The organism is Enterobacter cloacae complex sp. P13B (assembly GCF_014895915.1).
GTDB lineage: Bacteria > Pseudomonadota > Gammaproteobacteria > Enterobacterales > Enterobacteriaceae > Enterobacter > Enterobacter bugandensis.
The window spans coordinates 268200-287596 of the sequence record NZ_JADBQN010000010.1 but is presented as its reverse complement, the minus strand read 5'-3'; the positions used below and the strand labels follow the sequence as shown (position 1 = coordinate 287596).

16 protein-coding genes are annotated in these 19397 nt (G+C 53.6%); 13 read left to right on the top strand and 3 right to left on the bottom strand.

Annotated features, from left to right (window positions below; all coding sequences use genetic code 11):
- The first annotated feature begins 9 nt into the window (after positions 1-9).
- The 4 genes from nagZ to IM273_RS06785 all read left to right on the top strand — a co-directional run bounded on the left by nagZ (position 10) and on the right by IM273_RS06785 (position 3887).
- Entirely contained in the window at positions 10-1035 is a 1026-nt protein-coding gene (gene nagZ / locus IM273_RS06800) for a beta-N-acetylhexosaminidase (RefSeq protein WP_193050306.1), read from the top strand.
- Positions 1036-1069: 34 nt separating this feature from the next.
- Positions 1070-1612 (top strand): alpha/beta hydrolase YcfP, encoded by a 543-nt coding sequence (gene ycfP, locus IM273_RS06795; protein ID WP_008500781.1) that lies wholly within the window; start codon positions 1070-1072, stop codon positions 1610-1612.
- 237 nt (positions 1613-1849) lie between these two features.
- Positions 1850-3154: an NAD(P)/FAD-dependent oxidoreductase gene (locus tag IM273_RS06790; protein WP_028012730.1), complete on the top strand. Its 1305-nt coding sequence runs from the start codon at positions 1850-1852 to the stop codon at positions 3152-3154.
- A gap of 193 nt (positions 3155-3347) precedes the next feature.
- Complete coding sequence (locus IM273_RS06785; protein WP_028012731.1) at positions 3348-3887, top strand: glycine zipper 2TM domain-containing protein; 540 nt, start codon at positions 3348-3350, stop codon at positions 3885-3887.
- Positions 3888-3946: 59 nt separating this feature from the next.
- Here the strand turns inward: IM273_RS06785 and comR are convergent, their stop codons facing one another.
- The gene (gene comR, locus IM273_RS06780) at positions 3947-4582 is read right to left on the bottom strand and encodes a TetR family copper-responsive transcriptional repressor ComR (RefSeq protein WP_136343116.1); all 636 of its coding nucleotides are present in this window, start codon (positions 4580-4582) and stop codon (positions 3947-3949) included.
- Positions 4583-4826: 244 nt separating this feature from the next.
- Between comR and bhsA the strand changes: the two genes are divergently transcribed.
- The 9 genes from bhsA to IM273_RS06735 all read left to right on the top strand — a co-directional run bounded on the left by bhsA (position 4827) and on the right by IM273_RS06735 (position 14656).
- Positions 4827-5084 carry a multiple stress resistance protein BhsA gene (gene bhsA / locus IM273_RS06775; protein WP_023332711.1) on the top strand — a complete coding sequence of 86 codons (258 nt, stop codon included), beginning with the start codon at positions 4827-4829 and terminating at the stop codon, positions 5082-5084.
- An 801-nt stretch (positions 5085-5885) separates the two neighbouring features.
- The gene (locus IM273_RS06770) at positions 5886-8399 is read left to right on the top strand and encodes a type VI secretion system Vgr family protein (protein WP_193050274.1); all 2514 of its coding nucleotides are present in this window, start codon (positions 5886-5888) and stop codon (positions 8397-8399) included.
- The gene (locus tag IM273_RS06765; protein WP_193050272.1) at positions 8396-10534 is read left to right on the top strand and encodes a DUF3274 domain-containing protein; all 2139 of its coding nucleotides are present in this window, start codon (positions 8396-8398) and stop codon (positions 10532-10534) included. The genes IM273_RS06770 and IM273_RS06765 overlap by 4 nt, the downstream gene beginning before the upstream one ends.
- A gap of 13 nt (positions 10535-10547) precedes the next feature.
- On the top strand, positions 10548-11258 hold the full coding sequence (locus IM273_RS06760; RefSeq protein ID WP_193050270.1) for a hypothetical protein: 711 nt from the start codon (positions 10548-10550) through the stop codon (positions 11256-11258).
- Positions 11259-11261: 3 nt separating this feature from the next.
- Complete coding sequence (locus IM273_RS06755; RefSeq protein ID WP_193050269.1) at positions 11262-11948, top strand: hypothetical protein; 687 nt, start codon at positions 11262-11264, stop codon at positions 11946-11948.
- 2 nt (positions 11949-11950) lie between these two features.
- Positions 11951-12661: a hypothetical protein gene (locus IM273_RS06750; protein WP_193050268.1), complete on the top strand. Its 711-nt coding sequence runs from the start codon at positions 11951-11953 to the stop codon at positions 12659-12661.
- Complete coding sequence (locus tag IM273_RS06745) at positions 12661-12918, top strand: PAAR domain-containing protein (protein WP_032639699.1); 258 nt, start codon at positions 12661-12663, stop codon at positions 12916-12918. The genes IM273_RS06750 and IM273_RS06745 overlap by 1 nt, the downstream gene beginning before the upstream one ends.
- Positions 12918-14294 (top strand): hypothetical protein, encoded by a 1377-nt coding sequence (locus tag IM273_RS06740; RefSeq protein WP_193050267.1) that lies wholly within the window; start codon positions 12918-12920, stop codon positions 14292-14294. The genes IM273_RS06745 and IM273_RS06740 overlap by 1 nt, the downstream gene beginning before the upstream one ends.
- Positions 14294-14656: a hypothetical protein gene (locus IM273_RS06735; RefSeq protein WP_193050266.1), complete on the top strand. Its 363-nt coding sequence runs from the start codon at positions 14294-14296 to the stop codon at positions 14654-14656. The genes IM273_RS06740 and IM273_RS06735 overlap by 1 nt, the downstream gene beginning before the upstream one ends.
- 69 nt (positions 14657-14725) lie before the next feature.
- Here the strand turns inward: IM273_RS06735 and IM273_RS06730 are convergent, their stop codons facing one another.
- Both IM273_RS06730 and mfd read right to left on the bottom strand, forming a co-directional pair.
- The gene (locus IM273_RS06730; RefSeq protein WP_193050265.1) at positions 14726-15691 is read right to left on the bottom strand and encodes a L,D-transpeptidase family protein; all 966 of its coding nucleotides are present in this window, start codon (positions 15689-15691) and stop codon (positions 14726-14728) included.
- Between the two features lie 151 nt (positions 15692-15842).
- A complete protein-coding gene (gene mfd / locus IM273_RS06725; protein WP_182035536.1) occupies positions 15843-19289 on the bottom strand; it encodes a transcription-repair coupling factor in 3447 nt (1148 codons plus the stop codon).
- Positions 19290-19397: the final 108 nt, after the last annotated feature.

The window sequence follows — 19397 nt, the reverse complement described above, 5'->3', positions numbered from 1 at the left end:
GAGGTGAGTGTGGGTCCAGTCATGTTGGATGTAGAAGGGTTTGAGCTGAATGCGGAGGAGCGTGAAATTCTGGCGCATCCGCTGGTGGGCGGCCTGATCCTGTTTACCCGCAACTATCACGATCCGGCGCAATTGCGTGAACTGGTGCGCCAGATCCGCGACGCGTCGCGCAATCATCTGGTGGTGGCCGTCGATCAGGAAGGCGGCCGCGTGCAGCGTTTTCGCGACGGTTTTACCCGCCTGCCGGCAGCCCAGTCTTTCGCCGCGCTGCTCGGCACGGAAGAGGGTGGGAAACTGGCGCAGAAAGCCGGCTGGCTGATGGCCAGCGAAATGATTGCCATGGATATCGACATCAGCTTTGCCCCGGTGCTGGATGTGGGCCATATCAGCGCCGCGATTGGCGAGCGCTCCTACCATGAAGATCCGCGTATTGCGCTGGAAATGGCGACCCGGTTTATCGACGGGATGCACGATGCGGGAATGAAAACCACCGGGAAACACTTCCCGGGCCACGGGGCGGTGACGGCGGATTCCCACAAAGAGACCCCGCGCGACCCGCGTCCGGAAGCGGAAATTCGCGCCAAAGATATGTCGGTGTTCCGCTCGCTTATCACCGATAACAAGCTGGACGCCATTATGCCGGCACACGTGATTTACAGCGATGTCGATCCGCGTCCTGCCAGCGGCTCCCCGCACTGGCTGAAAACCGTTCTGCGCCAGGAGCTGGGTTTCAACGGCGTCATTTTCTCTGACGATCTGTCGATGGAAGGGGCGGCAATCATGGGCAGCTATGCTGAGCGCGGTCAGGCCTCGCTGGATGCAGGTTGCGATATGATCCTGGTCTGCAATAATCGTAAAGGTGCCGTTAGCGTGTTGGATAACCTGTCACCGATCAATGCAGAGCGTGTTACGCATTTGTATCATAAAGGTTCATTTAGCCGTCAGGAGCTGATGGATTCGGCGCGCTGGAAGTCGGTCAACGCCCGGCTTGAAGACCTGAATGAGCGCTGGCAGGCACATAAAGCCAGCCTGTAAACCCTCCCGGAAGGCGTAGCGTGGTGAGAAGACAATGATCATCTATTTACACGGTTTTGACTCAAACAGTCCTGGTAATCATGAGAAGGTGCTACAGCTGCAGTTTATCGATCCCGATGTACGGCTGATTAGCTACAGTACACGCCATCCGAAGCATGATATGCAGCATCTGCTCAAAGAGGTGGACAAGATGCTGCAGCTTAACGTCGACGATCGCCCGTTGATTTGCGGCGTGGGGCTGGGCGGCTATTGGGCGGAGCGGATTGGCTTCTTGTGCGACATCCGCCAGGTGGTCTTCAATCCTAACCTTTTCCCGAATGAGAACATGGAAGGCAAAATTGACCGCCCGGAAGAGTATGTCGATATTGCGACCAAGTGCGTGAGCAACTTCCGTGAGAAAAACCGCGATCGCTGTCTGGTGATCCTCTCGCGTAATGATGAAGCACTGAACAGCCATCGGGCCGCAGAGCTGCTGCATCACTATTACGAGATCGTCTGGGACGAAGAGCAGACCCACAAGTTTAAGAACATCTCCCCGCACCTCCAGCGCATCAAAGCCTTTAAAACGCTGGGCTAAACCACAGCCTGCCACTTCAGAAACCCGGTCGCGAACGCGCACCGGGTTTCTTTTTGTCCAGAATTGTCTACTTTTAAGCCATCAAAACTTGATGCATATCAATTTTGGTATGACCAATGCGCCTGACGTGTTATTCTCAATGCACCTGAATGGTTTCAGTGCTGTAACCTGTTGTTAATTAAGGGTTATTTTCATAACTTTTAATTAACAATTGGTTAATAATTTGAGGGGGTCACGTTGACTACGCCATTGAAAAAGATAGTGATTGTAGGCGGTGGTGCTGGCGGGCTGGAGCTGGCCACACAGTTGGGCAAGAAGCTGGGGCGCGGTAAAAAAGCCAAAATCACGCTGGTGGATCGTAACCACAGCCACCTGTGGAAACCGCTGCTGCACGAAGTGGCGACCGGCTCACTGGATGAGGGCGTGGACGCGCTGAGCTATCTGGCGCACGCGCGCAACCATCATTTCCAGTTCCAGCTGGGCTCGGTGGTTGACATCAACCGTGAGAGCAAAACCATTACCCTGGCCGAGCTGCGTGATGAAAAAGGCGAGCTGCTGGTCCCCGAGCGCAAGCTGGCGTATGACACGCTGGTGATGGCGCTCGGAAGTACCTCCAACGACTTCAACACGCCGGGCGTTAAAGAGCACTGTATCTTCCTCGATAACCCGCACCAGGCGCGTCGTTTCCATCAGGAAATGCTGAACCTGTTCCTGAAGTACACCAGCAATCTGGGTGCGAATGGCAAGGTTAACATTGCCATTGTCGGCGGCGGCGCGACAGGCGTTGAGCTGTCCGCAGAGTTGCACAATGCGGTTAAACAGCTGCACAGCTACGGTTACAAAGGGTTAACTAACGAAGCGCTGAACGTGACGCTGGTTGAAGCGGGTGAGCGTATTCTGCCTGCGCTGCCTCCGCGCATTTCCGGCGCAGCGCACAATGAACTGACGAAACTGGGCGTGCGCGTCCTGACGCAGACCATGGTGACCAGCGCTGACGAAGGTGGACTGCACACCAAAGACGGCGAGTACATCAAAGCGGATCTGATGGTCTGGGCGGCAGGTATCAAAGCGCCTGACTTTATGAAAGATATCGGTGGTCTGGAGACGAACCGCATTAACCAGCTGGTCACCGAGCCGACGCTGCAAACAACGCGCGACCCTGAAATCTTCGCTATTGGTGACTGTGCCTCCTGCGCGCGTCCTGAAGGGGGCTTCGTGCCGCCGCGCGCTCAGGCCGCGCACCAGATGGCAAGCCTGGTGCTGCACAACATCCTGGCGCAGTACAAAGGCAAGCCAATGAAGGCGTATGTCTATAAAGACCACGGTTCTCTGGTATCGCTGTCAAACTTCTCTACCGTCGGTAGCCTGATGGGTAACCTGATGCGTGGCTCGATGATGGTGGAAGGGCGCATTGCACGCTTCGTGTATATCTCCCTGTACCGTATGCACCAGATCGCGCTGCACGGCTACTTTAAAACGGGCCTGATGATGCTGGTGGGCAGAATCAACCGCGTCATTCGTCCACGTCTGAAGCTGCACTAATCTTTCACTCCCTCCGGGCCCTCCGGAGGGATTTTTTAGCATATCATGCTGTTCGTCGTGGATTAGGTGCCTAAGAGTTCTCCTAAACGCGATATATCTCTCCCCGATGTCCACTTTTTGATCCTTTGTCTTATTGGCGAAGCCGCGCCTCCATAGCAGAATTGTTACCAATAGCAACAAAGGAGGAAGTCCCGTGAATAAATCAATGTTGGCGGGTATAGGGATCGGCGTCGCAGCTGCGTTAGGTGTGGCTGCTGTTGCCAGTCTCAACGTTTTAGATCGCGGCCCGCAGTATGCGCAGGTGGTTTCTGCAACGCCTATTAAAGAAACCGTAAAAACCCCACGTCAGGAGTGCCGTAACGTCTCCGTAACCCACCGTCGTCCGGTACAGGATGAAAACCGTATTGCCGGCTCTGTTCTGGGTGCGGTAGCGGGTGGGGTGATTGGTCACCAGTTTGGCGGTGGTCGGGGTAAAGATGTCGCGACCGTGGTCGGCGCGCTGGGTGGCGGCTATGCCGGTAACCAGGTGCAGGGCGCAATGCAGGATAACGATACTTACACCACGACCCAGCAGCGCTGTAAAACCGTCTATGACAAGTCGGAAAAAATGCTGGGCTATGACGTGACCTACAAAATTGGCGATCAGCAGGGCAAAATCCGCATGGATAAAGACCCGGGCACCCAAATTCCACTGGATGGAAACGGCCAGCTGGTACTGAATAACAAAGCGTAAAAAAGATGTTCTCTGAACTTAGCTCCTCAAGCGCTCAGGCTGAGGAGCTTTTTTTTGCGTCAGATTTTGAGCAGTTCAGGCCACAGGCGCAGCGTGGTGTCGGAAATGTTCTGCAGTTTTTCCAGCGTCGCCCCTTCACGGGCGCTGATCGACATTCCCTGTAAAATACAGCTCAGGTATTGCGCCAGCATCTGAGGCTGGCAGTGTGCGGGAATTTCACCGCGCTGCTGGCGCTGAGCCAGAAATGCGCTGAGCGTCTCCTCCTGCATCGCATGACGGGATTTCACCGTATTGGCAATCTCTTTTGAGGATGCCGCCAGGGTGGCAGAGGTGTTAATCATAAAGCAGCCCGCGGGCGTCTCTTTACTGGTGAAGCAGGTGGCAACGGCGGTGAAGTAATCCCGTAGCGCCTGTTCAACGCTTTTCTCTTCACAAAATAGCTGGGCTTCGTGTTTCGCCGCAAAGCGCGAAATGTACCTGTCCAGCACCGCCCTGAACAGCCCCTCTTTATTGGTAAATTCAGCATAAAGCGTCGGCGCTTTAGCTCCGGTGGCTTCTACCAGATCGGAAAGCGAGGTCGCTTCATACCCATGTTGCCAGAAGAGAGTCATGGCCTTATCAAGCGCTGCATCCCTGTCAAACACTTTTGGTCGGCCACGGCTTTTCTTCACACAACTCGTGACGTCGGTTGTCATTTGCCGTTGGTCCTCTGTTGGTTTGTTGAATGACCATTATAAAAATAAACGCAACCCACCACCAGTGCAGAATGCTTAAAAATAAATTAATCATATATGTATGAAAAATAACAATTTTAAAATTTAATTAATGCTCGTTATAAAAATGTGTTGACGCGTGAGCTGGATCACATTTATTATTTACCTATCGATCGTTAACTAAATAGCTAACGACCAAAAAATTCATCTGCCAAAGGTAAACATTATGAAAAACGTCAAAACCCTCATCGCTGCTGCTGTACTGAGTTCACTCTCTTTCGCAAGCTTTGCTGCTGTACAGGTACAATCCACGCCAGCCGATCAGCATAAAGTCGGGACGATCTCTGCGTCTGCCGGGACTAACCTGGGCTCTCTGGAAGATCAGCTGGCACAAAAAGCGGAAGCAATGGGTGCAAAATCTTACCGCATCACCTCTGTGACCGGTCCTAACACCCTGCACGGCACCGCTGTCATCTACAAATAAGCCGGGCATAAACCCTCATTTATGCCACTGCAATTAAAAACGCCCTGCACATGTGCAGTAATGCCGATCGTTTAAGAACACTTGAACGATCCTGCCAGTAAGAAACAATCCGGGTACAGCCCCTCTGGCCCGGATTTTTTACGTCTGAACTCGATATGGACTTCGTTGCGGATGCTTTCCCGTCCGACTGGATACTTTTTTCCGCTCTCTGGATGCGTCCTGCGAGAGCCGTCGATGCATCCAACAACGTGGTGTCCACCAAATAAGTGGTGGGTATCAAAGGGTCAGATATGCAGAAAAATGTGACTCGCGGCAGGCGAAAAGGATGCCCTGAGTATTCTCTTGATTTTAAGCAGCAGCTCTTTGCCGCCTCCTGCGAACCGGGATATCGGTCATATACTGGTGGCAGATAAAATCCCGCTTACGGAAACTGCTGTATATTCTTATCAGGTGGCGAACCGGTTTAATATTTATTGCTGATCGCCAGGGAAGAGCGATTTATATCAGGAAAAAGAGCCGAATAACCCTTCAACGGCAGTTCTTGAATATCTGATGATGCGTTCACAGGAAAAGCACGTTGTCCCTATTGTTATTACCGACTGAATTTCTATATACGGGCCGGGTATTACTCTCGGTCTTTTTTTATTTGTGGTGTGAATATTTTTGTCTTATTTATCTTTAAACTGAATGATATGTATTTTGTAACATTCTGTGATGTGTTACGGAATGGCGTTTTATTAAATGGACTTTGGGCGTATTGTATTTTTAATAAAAAGTCATTTTTAACAGGGATATTTGGCGATGGAAGGACCATCAGGCATTGTTCAGCAACAGGATACGTTAAACCGTTATTTACTGTATTTTACACGAGGCAAATCCGTTTTACCGGATGTTCACTCTTTTACCGGGGAAGAAGAACTCAGTAAGCCCTACCGCTACACCATCCGCTTTACCAGCCCAACATCAAACATTGCAGTCAACGAAGTCCTCAATCAGAGCGCGGAATTTATTCTGCGTGCCCCGAATCCGAAAGCAGGCTGGTACGATCAGGAGCCCTGGCTGCCGGTGCGCCAGATTAACGGGGTGATCACGTCGTTTTCCCGTCTGAAGTCATCTGCCGATGAAGCCCTGTACGAGTGTGTGCTGGAGCATGAGCTGGCGCTGCTGGACCGAAATTACCGCTCGGCCGTGTACATGGATGTAACCGTACCCGAGCTCGTCACTCAGCTGATGAAGGAAAGCAGTCTGTTTGAAGGCTACAACATTGATTTTGACCAGCTGAGTCGCAGCTATCCCCGAAGGGAAATGGTCATTCAGTGGAAGGAAACCGATCTCCAGTTTATCCGCCGTCTGCTGGCCGAGGTAGGGATCTGGTTCCGCTTTGAAAACCACGACAAGGTGCAGGGCGAAACGGTGGTTATCTTTGGTGACGGTGGCCGCCGCTATGTCTTCAGCGATAAGCCGCTGCCGTACGTCCGCCATTCCGGCATGACCAGTCATGAAGAATACATTACCGAGCTCGAAGAACAATACGAACTCATTCCCGAAAGCGTGCTGGTGCGTACGTATAACTACCGTAATCCATTTTCGCCACAGGCGGATAAAACCATTTTCGATAATGATATTCCCGACGGGATAACTAGCGGCAAACAGTATCACTATGCCGATCATTATCTGGAGAACGGCGATTTTTACGGTGAAGAGGCGGAAACAGCCACGTTCTACGCGCGCCTGCGCTATGAGCGCCTGCTGAACAAACAGAGTGTGCTGGGTGGAACAACCAGTGACCCGGCACTGTTGCCGGGGGTGATGTTCCACCCGACAGGGGATATTCCTGACGGGTTTAAGCACGGTTTTCTTGTCACCACAATGACGCTTTCCGGCAGTCGCGCACAGCACTACCGCGCCATCCTGAAGGGGATCCCTTATCTGAACGGCTACAGCTATCGTCCGGAATATCTGCCGCGACCGGTGATTGCCGGTACGGTACCCGGTCGCGTGGCGGCCATCAATCGGGATCACACTTATGCCGGAGTCGATGCCCGGGGCCGATACCGCGTGAAGTTTGATTTTGACCTCGACGAGAAACGTGACGGTTTTGAAAGTGCGCTGATGCGTCTGGGCAGACCGTACGGCGGGGATGTGTTTGGTTTTCATTTCCCGCTGCTGGACGGCACAGAAGTGGCTGTAGCCTTTGAAGGCGGCGATCCGGACCGGCCCTTTATTGCGCATGTCATGCATGACGGCGCGCACCCTGATCTGGTTACAAACCACAACGACACCCGCAACGTGATCCGCACTGCTGCTTCAAACAAAATCCGCCTGGAGGACCGCCGCGGTCAGGAACACATCAAGATTTCCACGGAGTACGGCAAGAGCCAGGTCAGCGCTGGACACCTCGTTGACGCAGAGGGAAAGCAGCGCGGTGAAGGTGTGGAAGCGCGTACTGACAATCACATGGCGCTCCGTGCGGCCAAAGGGGTGATGATCACCACGGAGGCGCAACCGCGTGCTGCGGGTAAGCAACTGGATATGACAGCCGCCATTGCGCAGCTGGAAAAAGCGTTGTCGCTGGCAATGACGCTGCAACAAAGCGCACTGACGGCCGGGGCCAGTAATGTGGAAACCGATCAGCAAAACCAGCTGAACCAGGTGCTGAGTAATCTGGCAGGGCCGGGTCTGCTTACCTATGCCGACAAAGGGCAGGCACACGTCACGCCGGACAGTCTGCAACTGTCTGCCGGGAAAGATGTGATTGTGACTGCGGGCCAGGATACCAGCGTAAACGTGGTGAAAAAATTCTCTCTGGCCGTGGGGGAAAAACTCTCGCTGTTTGCCCGCAAGCTCGGCATTCAGATGATTGCCGGTGCCGGGGATATCACGACGCAGGCCCAGCGCGGTGCCATGCATATGCTCTCGCAGAATGATTTCACGATGGCGAGCACCGCCGGGCAACTGAACGGCAGCGCCAGACAGGGCATACAGCTGGTCTGTGGCGGTGGCGGAATACGCGTCAGTCCGAACGGACTGGTCACCATATTCTCGCCAACAGGAATCGAACTGAAAGGGCTAAATCTTAAGTATGACGGCCCGGAAAGCGCGCATGTCACGGTCCCGTCGTTCAATAAGGGCGCATTTAAGCTCCGCTACCAGCTGCACGCCGGAGATGACCCGGAGCAAATTCTCGCGAACAAAAAATTCAGGCTGACCAGCTCGGCCGGAAAAGTGGTGGAAGGCATAACGGACAGCAACGGCCATTCAGCATTACTCGATGCCGATGACCTTGACACCTACAAAATGGAGTTAATGGAATGACGGAAGCCAGACAAAGCCCGTATGCCCCACGGGTCATATCAGAAGGGGATATCCCGATACACAAAGATTTGGGGGAGGTGGCCCAGACCCGTCGCGTTGGCGTGCCGCGCCCGATGCCGGGGATTGTGATCCTGGTTCATGGCGTGAACGACGTGGGCGAAGCGTACCAGAATCAGGAGAAGGGCATTATTGCGGGCCTGAGTAAGCGTCTTAATCGTCAGGATTTTTACGCGCATGAATGGGGGGAATATAGAATTGCGCACCCCGGCCGTTCACCGGTTATCCCGTTTTACTGGGGATACAAGCCGGTAACGCATGAGGATTACGTTGCAGACCAGCAACGCTACAGGGAAGAGGTTTACAGGCAGGGAGACAATGCGCACCTGCCGTTTGATGCTTATCAGGAGGATAACGAGGAGAATAAAGCGGCGCTGGGTAACGACGGCAAAGGTGCGTTTAAGTACCAGAACGATAATTTCAAAAACGCCCTCGATACGAATTTTGCCAAAGGTGGAGGGACGTTTGCCAATGCGACAACCAACATCCCCGATATGTTAGGACCGGGAGCTGGTGGCGCGGCGCTGGCCGCCGCAGGGTTTGCCACATTGCACATGAATGGCGGCGATTACACGCACCCCATCTTTCCGAACCCGCACCGCATCTATCAATTCTTTGCCGCGCAGCGTCTGGCGGATTTGATCCTGACTATCCGCCGAAATCCAGTGACCGGGAAGGATGTTATTAATGTAGTGGCGCACAGCCAGGGCACGATTATCACCATGCTGGCAAATATGCTGGTCAAACAGGAGAGTTTTGATCCGGTTAATTGCACCATTCTGAACCACTCACCGTATTCGCTGGAAGGACGTCTCAGTGAAGACGCCCAGCCCGGTCATCACCAGACGGCGTTTGCCCGTCAGGAAACGTTTAAACATTTTTGTGCATTGATGGGCACTCAGTACAAAGGCGGTGATCTGTCAGACGCGGATATGCTGGCGATGGAAGCCAGCTGCGCATCACGCAAGCCTTCCGATAACCCATTGAGGAAGGATGCTAAGTATCGTCGTGACAATAACGGTAAGGTTTATAACTACTGGTGTCCGCAGGACGGTACCGTCTCCCTGCAAAACATCCAGGGATTTGGCTGGCGGGGTATTCCCGATAAGTTAGCTGCTGGCATTCCTAACCTGCGTCAGCGTGTGTTCTGCCAGCACCGCTGGGTAGGGCGACTGGAGACGGAGCCGTTTAAGATGGCACCGGAGCGAAAGGGGGATTTCAGTACCACGCCGGTGATGAATGCGGGATATTCGTACAGCGATGTGGTGATTAACGGCGAAGAACTGCCGGAGCCATTTATTTTCAAACTCATGGGGCAGGATAACCATCCGGATAACGATCCGAAGACCAGTGATAAACCGTACACCGCGTATATCGATCCGAACAGCCCGGATGCCTACATTTCCTATTCAGCTAAAGCCAGTGCCATTTCGCGCACGGCATCGGCTACCTATGCGCTTGATAACTATCAGCGTATCAGCTGGCAACCGGGTCATGTATTAACGCCGAATGAGCTGCAGGTGGAAAGTTTTGACCGGGGGCATGAAGTTATTCGCGGTGAAGTGACGGGAACGAGAGATTTTTCTCAGCTGACGCTGACCTGGCTTAAATCCCGTGACGAACTTGAAAAGGAGTGGCAGAACACCGATCCGGTAGGCTACAGCCAGCACTCTTCTATCGTCGCCAGTGAATTTGCACCGTCGCACGCGATGGCGTTCGACCTGGCTATCGGTCAGTGCAAGTCCTTTGACTATCAGGCGGGTAAGTTCTGGGAAGGCTTGTTACACCGCGCAGACTGGCGAGACCCGCAGAATGGGTTCAAGTCAGCTGTAGATTATTACAGAACCGGAAAGTTGAATGATGAAACAACAAAATGGTTTATGAATAAACCTGAAGATGTTCTGCCTAAAGGTGAGTTCGGCGTGGAAAACCAGTTTAACAATGCCACGTCGGTTAAGCCATCCCGTGATCTGGCAACAGGGAATCAGGAAGTGGCAAATCTACAATGGGATATGCCTAAGCCAAAATCTGACAGCGACCTGGGAATAGCGAAACAAAAATCGTGGTGGGAATCGTGACAGGGAGACAAGCATGAAGATAGAACGTACAGCAGGTATTGCCCTGGTGTCAGTGCTGGTGGCCGCAGGTTGCAAGGCTTCAGAGCCGCCAACGCAGGTAGTGTACCGGTTCGATGACCATCGTTATCTGGAGCTGAAGGGCTGGGACTGCGAGGGTGAACTCTGGTACACGGATACACTGCGGGGTATCCACACGGAGCCTGTCAGCCAGTTTTACCGGATATTTACCAAAAAATATGTCCATCCATCTGAGAAATATATTGCAATAACTGGTTGGGGTGTTGGTGGATTTAGGGTTTCGAAAGATTATGGGCAGACCTGGCAAATTGCACAGTTTTCCCCTAGTGAAAATGATCTTAATCGAATGAATGCCCCACAGCAGGAAGATGTTCTTTCCTTCACGGTCGTCAACGATCAGGGTTTTTTGCAGACCAAACATCGACTGTATATGTCGTCCAAACCGTTTGACGACCCGCGCCTTGCCGCTGGTGGTCCTGGGATTGAATATACCGTTGACGACGGAACTGGGCAAAAGGTAAGCGGGAAAGTGGAACCTCGTTCACCTGGCTGGCCTTGGGGAATGGTGTATATGACCAAACAAGGTTTAGAAGGCTCTACTGAGCAACTTAAAACGAATTGGCAGAATCAACCCGATAAGGTTCCGGAAGTGAAGGGATACACCGGCTGGGACCATATGCGCTGTGATATGGATGCGGGGCGTTAAAAGATGAAAGGACTTTATTCAGTGCTGACCGCGCTGCTGGTGGCCGGTTGCCAGGCTTCAGAACCACCGACGCAGGTAGTGTACCGGTTCGATGGCCATCGTTATCTGGAGTTGAAGGGCTGGGACTGTGAAGGTGAACTCTGGTTCACCGATACACAACGGGGTATTCACTCTGAGCCTGTCAGGCAGTTTTACCGGATTTACACCAAAAAATTTATTCATCCTTCTGAACGTTATATTGCTATTCCTACATGGGATTCTCCAGGGGCTATGGTTTCGAAAGATTATGGGCAAACCTGGTATCCTTCGGCGTTTGCTCCCAGAGAAAACGAGCCTAACGGTGATTCTTCGCCTCCTTACGACGATATTATTTCCTTCACTGTCGTCAACGATCAGGGTTTTTTGCAGACCAAACACCGACTATATATGTCGTCCAAGCCGTTTGATGATCCTCGTCTCGCTACGGGTGGACCCGGCATTACTTACAAGCTACAGGACGGGACTGTGCAAGTTCTGGAACCCCGTTCACCTGGTCCAGCCTGGGGGCTGGACTACATAACTAAACAAGGTCTGAAAGAGGATATAGCCCAGTTTAAGGCTAACTATCAGGGCTTACCCGATAAAGTACCGGAAGTGAAAGATTATACCGGCTGGGACCATATGCAATGCAATATGGATGCAGGGAGATAGCCATGAAAGGACTTTTTTCAGTGCTGACCGCGCTGCTGCTGGTGGCCGGTTGCAAGGCTTCAGAGCCGCCGACGCAGGTGGTTTATCGGTTTGACGATCACCGTTATCTGGAGCTGAAGGGCTGGGACTGTGAGGGCGAGCTCTGGTATACGGATACACTGCGGGGTATCCACACGGAGCCTGTCAGCCAGTTTTACCGGATATTTACCAAAAAATATGTCCATCCATCTGAGAAATATATTGCAATAACTGGTTGGGGTGTTGGTGGATTTAGGGTTTCGAAAGATTATGGGCAGACCTGGCAAATTGCACAGTTTTCCCCTGGTGAAAATGATCTTAATGGAATGAATGCCCCACAGCAGGAAGATGTTCTTTCCTTCACAGTGGTCAATGATCAGGGTTTTTTGCAGACCAAACATCGACTGTATATGTCGTCCAAACCGTTTGATGACCCGCGCATTCAGCCCGGTGGTCCTGGGATTGAATACACCGTGGATGACGGAATGGGAGGTAAGGTAAATGGAAAACTGGAGCCAAGTAATGCTGGCCCAGCTTGGGGGCTGGATTACATCACCAAACAAGGTCTGAAAGAAGATACAGCGCAGTTTAAGGCTAACTATCAGGGCTTACCCGATAAAGTACCGGAAGTGAAAGATTATACCGGCTGGGACCATATGCGCTGCGATATGGACGCAGGAAGGAAAGGAAACTGATGAACGGCGTAATTCGACTGAATGACCCGCTGGTGAGCGGCGGGAAGGTAATTAAGGCGTCAGGCGCGCAGTTTATGGGCATGCCTGTCGCGCTGAAAGGGGATGAGGTGATGTGTCCCGAACACAAGGGGACGTTCCCCATTAAAGAGAGCCATCCGACATGGACGATGAACGGCCGGGGCGTGGTCGTGGATGGCTGTAAAGCGGCGTGCGGCTGTGTTATTCGCACCACACTCCCCACTGCGGGGGCTGTGTGATGAACTGGTGGCTTTACCCTAAGCAGAACGAATTTAAACATGACTTTCCCACTATTGGTGTGTGTGTCGTCTATGTGCTCGTGGTGATTGTTTGTACTGGTATTCGGGCTGTCACCTGGCCGGGTAATAAACATGTAGATTCAGGTTTTCTTGTTGATGCCGTGGTAATACCTGTCGCTGTAGTAACCTTTTTAGTACAGGCGTTCTGTATTGCGTATAACGCGCACAGACACTACATAGAAACGCGGTTATTGATTGCGGCACGGCAGGAATACAAGGTTGTCAGCTATGCCAGGCGTAACATCATCCTGGCTGGCTGGTCGATACTGACCCCGCCAAAGGCAACAAAGGAGCTGGCGCTGAACATGTTGAAACTGGAGGGGGAGTTTCCGCTGGCCGCCAAAATGCCGTTGAAGATTGACCTGGATAAATCATTCGATTTCACGCGAGCCGGGCAGGCAATTATCTACCTCCTGGCGCCGATGATGGAAAAACTCTCCCGGTACAGGCAGATTGAAGCGCTTGTATGGGTGCGAGGTGGGGATGAATCCTGTAGCGATGAACTCCGGCGTGTGCTTGAACGTTCCGGGATTTCAACCAAAAAAATCACATTTTTGCCTGAATGCCCGGACTATACGTTAGTCACAGAGTGGATAAAACAGGCGAACGGCTACGTTGTTGAACGCCTGCTTATCTGTGTAGATTTGCATTCTGAAGAAGGGGAATGCAAGTGGATGGAGAATGCTACCGCGCTTCTCCTGACGAATTACTACGTTAAAACGGAAGGAGAAAAACCTGTTTATCTTTATCAACCGATGACGGGGGTTATTGACGTAGAAAGTGCAGTACCTGTTTATCTGCGTGCGGAGGCTGTCAGTAAACCCAAACAGATCTGGTATACCGGTTTATCGCGCACAGAGAAGTATCCGCTGCTGGAAGTGCTGGACGAAAAAAAAGTCGTACCGGATCGGCTGGAGCTTGAAATGTCGCTCGGTGAGCATTCTGCAGGGTATCCGTGGCTGGCGCTGGCGCTGGCATCAGATGCAGTAACGTACGCACAGGGGGACCAGTTTGTGGCGGCATCCGAACAGAAAAAGTTTTCTATTACGGCGGTATCCTCCAGATTAACCCATCAGCCCGATTATCCGGCGGAAAAAATGTACACTCCACCGTGGTCTTCAGCCGGGCTATCCGGAATGATGTTATTTTTCACTGTTATATTAACTATGTTTGGTTTCAGCGTTAACGAGGGTGAAGATATTTCTGGCGGGTTCCTGGTTATTCTGTTTGTAATATGTACTGGATTGTTTACGGCTGCAGGCGTATTTATTACCTGGCTACAGAGTGATAAAGCTTACCAGCACATGGGGCTGTAATGATGAATGAACTAATCGCTCTTATTTTACCTCATAAATCTGTATTTTATTATGATGATTTGGTCCTCGGTGTAATGCTTGCGTTAATGGTGGTGGATATTGATTTGTCTTTTGATTACAGGAACAAAAAGCACTGCTGTGCATATAATAAATTAAAATCATTGAAGGACTCTCCAGGAATCTACTACTTATATATGTCGATACGTATCCCTTCCCGACGGGAATGCTATATTAGTGTGCCGCTGAAAATTTTCACAGACTATCAGGCGTTTTTAATGATGTTGATTATGTATCCGGGATTTCCTGCCAGAAAAAAGAAAGCACCGACGATACGATCGTTCAGTGCTTTATGTGCCATCTAAATATCCGTTCAGGTTTAAGTCACGTGAGCCTTAAGTAAAGCAGACGTGCAGGGCGTTTTTCTTTCCAATTTACATCGATTGCTGGATAACATCGTGATGCCGGGTGACATCGGTCGGCATGCCTGACCGCGCTTCCATCGCGCGCTCCATCACCAGGCTATCGGTATTCGCATTCGTTTTGAAGCTCACCATCGTGGCATTCAGGTTAATGGGTAACGTCTGGGGATCGTCGCCGATATTTTTTGATAGCGGCTGGTGAATCTCAACCAGCCGCACGCCGCCTGGCTCTTCAGAGACCTTAATCGGCGTATTGATAATATTCACCTTCGTTCCCGGCGTAACGACGTTAAACAGCGTTTTGATATCGTCATCGCGCAGACGAATGCAGCCGGAGCTGACGCGCATGCCGATGCCAAAATCCGCGTTCGTACCGTGCAGCAGGTACACACCGCCATATGCGGCAAGGCGGATCGCGTGATGACCCATCGGGTTATCCGGGCCTGCCGGAACCACGGCAGGAAGATCGATGCCCTGGGCCTTATAGCGGGCGCGAATGTTGGCCGTCGGCGTCCAGGTTGGGTTGGCGCGTTTATCCGAGACGGTGGTGACCATCGTCGGCGTCAGCGTATCGCCGCCCAGTTGACCAATACCGATAGGGTAGACGGTAACCTCATTTTTACCCGGCGGGTAATAGTACAAACGCAACTCCGCCAGGTTGATCACGATCCCCTCGCGCGGGGCATCCGGCAGGATAGTCTGTAACGGAATCGTCAGTACGCTGCCCGCGCGCGGGACGTACGGATCGACGCCGGGGTTCGCCTGAAGCAGGGCCAGAAAACCGACGTTATATTTTTTGGCTATCGCTTCAAGAGAGCCACCATTGTTTTCAACCACATGAAAACGGTTTTCGCCCACCACCTTGCTGCCGGGCGGGGGAAGGGGCCAGGTGTTTGCCCGCGCAGGAAGCGCAACCGCGACGGTGGCTGCCAGCGCAAACAGGGTTATCCAGCGGGTAAAACGCGAAGAGGTCATCATCACCATAATCCATGTAAATGATAAGGTTATTGTTTTATAAGGGGTTAAAGATAATTATGGCGAATGGGTGTGTCGGGAAGATCGGGTGAAGTGCAAAGAGTTTGTAAATTGTCCCCCCGCCAGCACTGCGCTAACGGGGGGGAAGGGCGAGTTACGCGACAGCGTTCTCTTCCAGCTGACGCATAAAGTTACGCACCCAGTCCATGCGCGTTTTGCGCTCCGTCAGCTCCTGAGTAAATTTCAGTCGCGTCGGGCCATCAAGACGGAAGTGCTGCGGCTGTTTTTGCAGCAGGCCGATCAGCCACATCGGGTTGACGTGGTTCTTCTCGGCAAATTCAATGACGCCGCCTTTTTCGTTGCCCTCAAGCTTGCGAATGCCCAGCTTCTGCGCCTGCTGGCGCAGGCGCGCGATATCCAGCAGGTTACGCGCAGCATCTGGCAGCAGGCCGAAGCGGTCGATCAGCTCAACCTTAATTTCTTCCAGCTCGTTTTCCGTCTTCGCGCTGGCGATGCGCTTGTAGAACGACAGTCGGGTATTCACGTCCGGAATGAAATCATCCGGCAGCAGGGAAGGCATTCGCAGCTCGACCTCGGTCTGCTGGCTGGTCAAATCTTCCAGAGACGGCTCGCGCCCGGCCTTCAGGGCGTCCACCGCGTTTTCCAGCAGCTCCATATAGAGCGAGAAGCCGATGGTCTCCATGGAGCCGCTCTGGTCCTCACCCAGCAGTTCACCTGCGCCGCGGATCTCCAGATCGTGCGTGGCCAGCGCGAAGCCTGCGCCGAGGTCTTCCAGCGAGGCGATGGCTTCCAGGCGCTTTTGCGCGTCGGTGGTCATCGCTTTCGGATGCGGCGTCAGTAGCCAGGCGTAGGCCTGATGGTGCGAACGCCCGACACGGCCGCGCAGCTGGTGAAGCTGGGCCAGGCCGAAGTGATCCGCGCGTTCGATGATAATCGTGTTCGCCGTTGGAATGTCGATCCCGGTTTCGATGATGGTGGTACACACCAGCACGTTAAAGCGCTGGTGGTGGAAGTCGTTCATCACCCGCTCCAGCTCGCGTTCGCGCATCTGTCCGTGACCGATGGCAACACGCGCCTCCGGTACCAGTTCCGCCAGCCTGTCGGCGGCTTTCTGGATATTTTCGACATCGTTATACAGGTAATAGACCTGACCCCCGCGCAGCACTTCACGCAGAATGGCCTCACGCACCACCAGATTGTCGTACTCGCGGACAAAGGTTTTTACCGCCAGACGACGCGCCGGCGGCGTGGCGATAATCGACAGATCGCGCATGCCGCTCATCGCCATGTTCAGGGTTCGCGGGATCGGCGTGGCGGTCAGGGTCAGGATGTCGACGTCCGCGCGCATCGCTTTGATGCGCTCTTTATGACGCACCCCGAAGCGGTGCTCTTCGTCGACGATCAGCAGCCCCAGATCTTTCCACTTCACATCGCTTTGCAGCAGCTTGTGGGTACCGATCAGAATGTCAATTTTGCCTTCGCTTGCCTGCTCCAGGATCTGCGTCTGCTCTTTGGTGCTGCGAAAACGCGACAGCATCTCGATGCGTACCGGCCAGTTGGCGAAGCGGTCGCGGAAGTTGTCGAAGTGCTGCTGGGCGAGCAGGGTGGTCGGCACCAGCACTGCCACCTGCTTGTTGTTTTCAACCGCAAGGAAGGCGGCGCGCATCGCCACTTCGGTTTTACCGAAGCCGACGTCGCCGCAGACTAAGCGGTCCATTGCCAGCGGCTGGCACATGTCGCTCAGCACGGCATTAATGGCCTGGGCCTGATCCGGCGTAGTTTCAAACGGGAAGCTGTCGCAGAACAGCTGGTACTGTTCTTTGTCGTGCTTAAAGGCGAAGCCCTCTTTGGCCGCGCGCTGGGCGTAGATATCCAGCAGTTCGGCCGCCACGTCGCGCACTTTTTCCGCCGCTTTCTGGCGTGCACGCGCCCAGGCGTCGCCGCCCAGCTTGTGCAGCGGCGCATTTTCCTCCGCGCCGCCCGCATAGCGGCTGATCAGGTGCAGCGACGAGACCGGTACATAGAGTTTGGCGTCGTTGGCGTAGGTCAGCATCAGGTACTCACCTTTGATACCGCCCGCTTCCAGCGTGGTCATCCCCTGATAGCGGCCAACGCCGTGCTCCAGGTGAACAATCGGCTGGCCTGGATGTAGCTCGGCCAGGTTGCGGATCAGCGTGTCCGGGTTGATGGTCCGACGGCTGTCCTGACGGCGGCGCGCGACGCGCTCGCCCAGCAGGTCGCTTTCGCAAATCAGCGCCAGGTTGTTGAGCGTGTCGATGAACCCGTGCTCGGCGGCGCCGATCATCAGATATCGACCGTTTCCGGTCGCTTCGCTCAGGCGAAGAATGCGCTTCGGCGCCACCTTAATGCGTCCCAGCAGCTCACCCAAAGCTTCGCGGCGGCCTTCACTCTCAACGGAGAACACCACCGGGCCAGTAAAGGACTCCAGGAACTTGCGCAGATTATCCAGCGGCGATTTCTGCTGCGCCTGAACGGCCAGCTCCGGCAGCGTGCGGAAGGCGAGGTTGGTGTTGGCGGCCTTATCGGCAAGCGAATCGGTTTTCAGCTGCATGCGCGGCCAGCGCTTCAGCTCGGCGTTGAGTTCGTCGGTGCGCAGCCACAGCGCTTCCGGCGGCAGGAGCGGACGCATCGGGTCAACGCCCCGGTTTTCGAAGCGCGCGCGGGTTTCGCTTTCAAAGCGGCTGGCGCTGGCGTCGATATCGCCGGTGTTCACAATCAGGGTATTTGCCGGGAAGTAGCTGAACAGGGCGGGCAGCGGCTCGCTGAAGAACAGCGGCTGCCAGTATTCGATTCCGGCCGGGAGCGTACCTTTGCTGACCTGCTGATAGATATGTTCTGCATCACGCTTTACGTCGAACCTGTCGCGCCACTGGCTGCGGAACAGCTCGATGGCGGTTTTGTCCGTCGGGAACTCGTGGGCAGGCAGTAAATTGATGGATTCCACCTCTTCCAGCGTGCGCTGGGTGTCGGCATCGAACACGCGCAGGCTGTCGATTTCATCATCAAAGAAATCCAGACGATACGGCTGGTCGCTGCCCATCGGGTAAAGGTCGAGCAGCGCGCCGCGGGTGGCATATTCCCCGTGCTCCATGACCTGATCGACATGGCGATATCCGGCACCGTCAAGCTGGTCTCGCAGGGTGTCGCGAGACAGGCGCTGGCCTTTTTTCATCACCAGCGCGTGGCCGTGCAGATAGCTATGCGGGCAGACGCGCTGCATCAGGGTATTCACCGGCACAATCAGCACGCCGCGCTGCATGGTCGGGAGTTGATATAGCGTCGACAGGCGCGAGGAGATGATCTCCTGATGCGGGGAGAAACTGTCATACGGCAGCGTTTCCCAGTCGGCCAGGCTAAACACCAGGCTATCGGTGAACTGGCGGATTTCATCGTGCAGGCGCAGGGCGTTTTGCATATCCGGGGCAACCAGCACCACCGGGCCAGGGTGTCGCTCAGCGATTTCTGCCACCAGCGTGGCGCACGCCGCGCCCGTGAGTTCACCCAGCTGGCGCTGGTCGCCCGCTTTGACGGGCAAGGAATAACGATAGTGTTCAGGCATGGCTATGTCAGAGTCTCTTATGGATATACCAACAGTATTGGGGCATATCACTGATACGCAATGTCTTTATTATCCTCGATCGTTTTACATAAGCAAATTGTAACCGCA

What these genes read in the sequence shown, in the direction of transcription:
- bhsA (WP_023332711.1), top strand. Translation starts at nt 4,827, where the DNA reads ATGAAAAACGTCAAAACCCTCATCGCTGCTGCTGTACTGAGTTCACTC.
- comR (WP_136343116.1), bottom strand. Translation starts at nt 4,582, where the DNA reads ATGACAACCGACGTCACGAGTTGTGTGAAGAAAAGCCGTGGCCGACCA.
- IM273_RS06750 (WP_193050268.1), top strand. Translation starts at nt 11,951, where the DNA reads ATGAAAGGACTTTTTTCAGTGCTGACCGCGCTGCTGCTGGTGGCCGGT.
- mfd (WP_182035536.1), bottom strand. Translation starts at nt 19,289, where the DNA reads ATGCCTGAACACTATCGTTATTCCTTGCCCGTCAAAGCGGGCGACCAG.
- IM273_RS06765 (WP_193050272.1), top strand. Translation starts at nt 8,396, where the DNA reads ATGACGGAAGCCAGACAAAGCCCGTATGCCCCACGGGTCATATCAGAA.
- IM273_RS06735 (WP_193050266.1), top strand. Translation starts at nt 14,294, where the DNA reads ATGATGAATGAACTAATCGCTCTTATTTTACCTCATAAATCTGTATTT.
- IM273_RS06755 (WP_193050269.1), top strand. Translation starts at nt 11,262, where the DNA reads ATGAAAGGACTTTATTCAGTGCTGACCGCGCTGCTGGTGGCCGGTTGC.
- IM273_RS06730 (WP_193050265.1), bottom strand. Translation starts at nt 15,691, where the DNA reads ATGATGACCTCTTCGCGTTTTACCCGCTGGATAACCCTGTTTGCGCTG.
- IM273_RS06760 (WP_193050270.1), top strand. Translation starts at nt 10,548, where the DNA reads ATGAAGATAGAACGTACAGCAGGTATTGCCCTGGTGTCAGTGCTGGTG.
- IM273_RS06740 (WP_193050267.1), top strand. Translation starts at nt 12,918, where the DNA reads ATGAACTGGTGGCTTTACCCTAAGCAGAACGAATTTAAACATGACTTT.
- IM273_RS06745 (WP_032639699.1), top strand. Translation starts at nt 12,661, where the DNA reads ATGAACGGCGTAATTCGACTGAATGACCCGCTGGTGAGCGGCGGGAAG.
- IM273_RS06770 (WP_193050274.1), top strand. Translation starts at nt 5,886, where the DNA reads ATGGAAGGACCATCAGGCATTGTTCAGCAACAGGATACGTTAAACCGT.
- ycfP (WP_008500781.1), top strand. Translation starts at nt 1,070, where the DNA reads ATGATCATCTATTTACACGGTTTTGACTCAAACAGTCCTGGTAATCAT.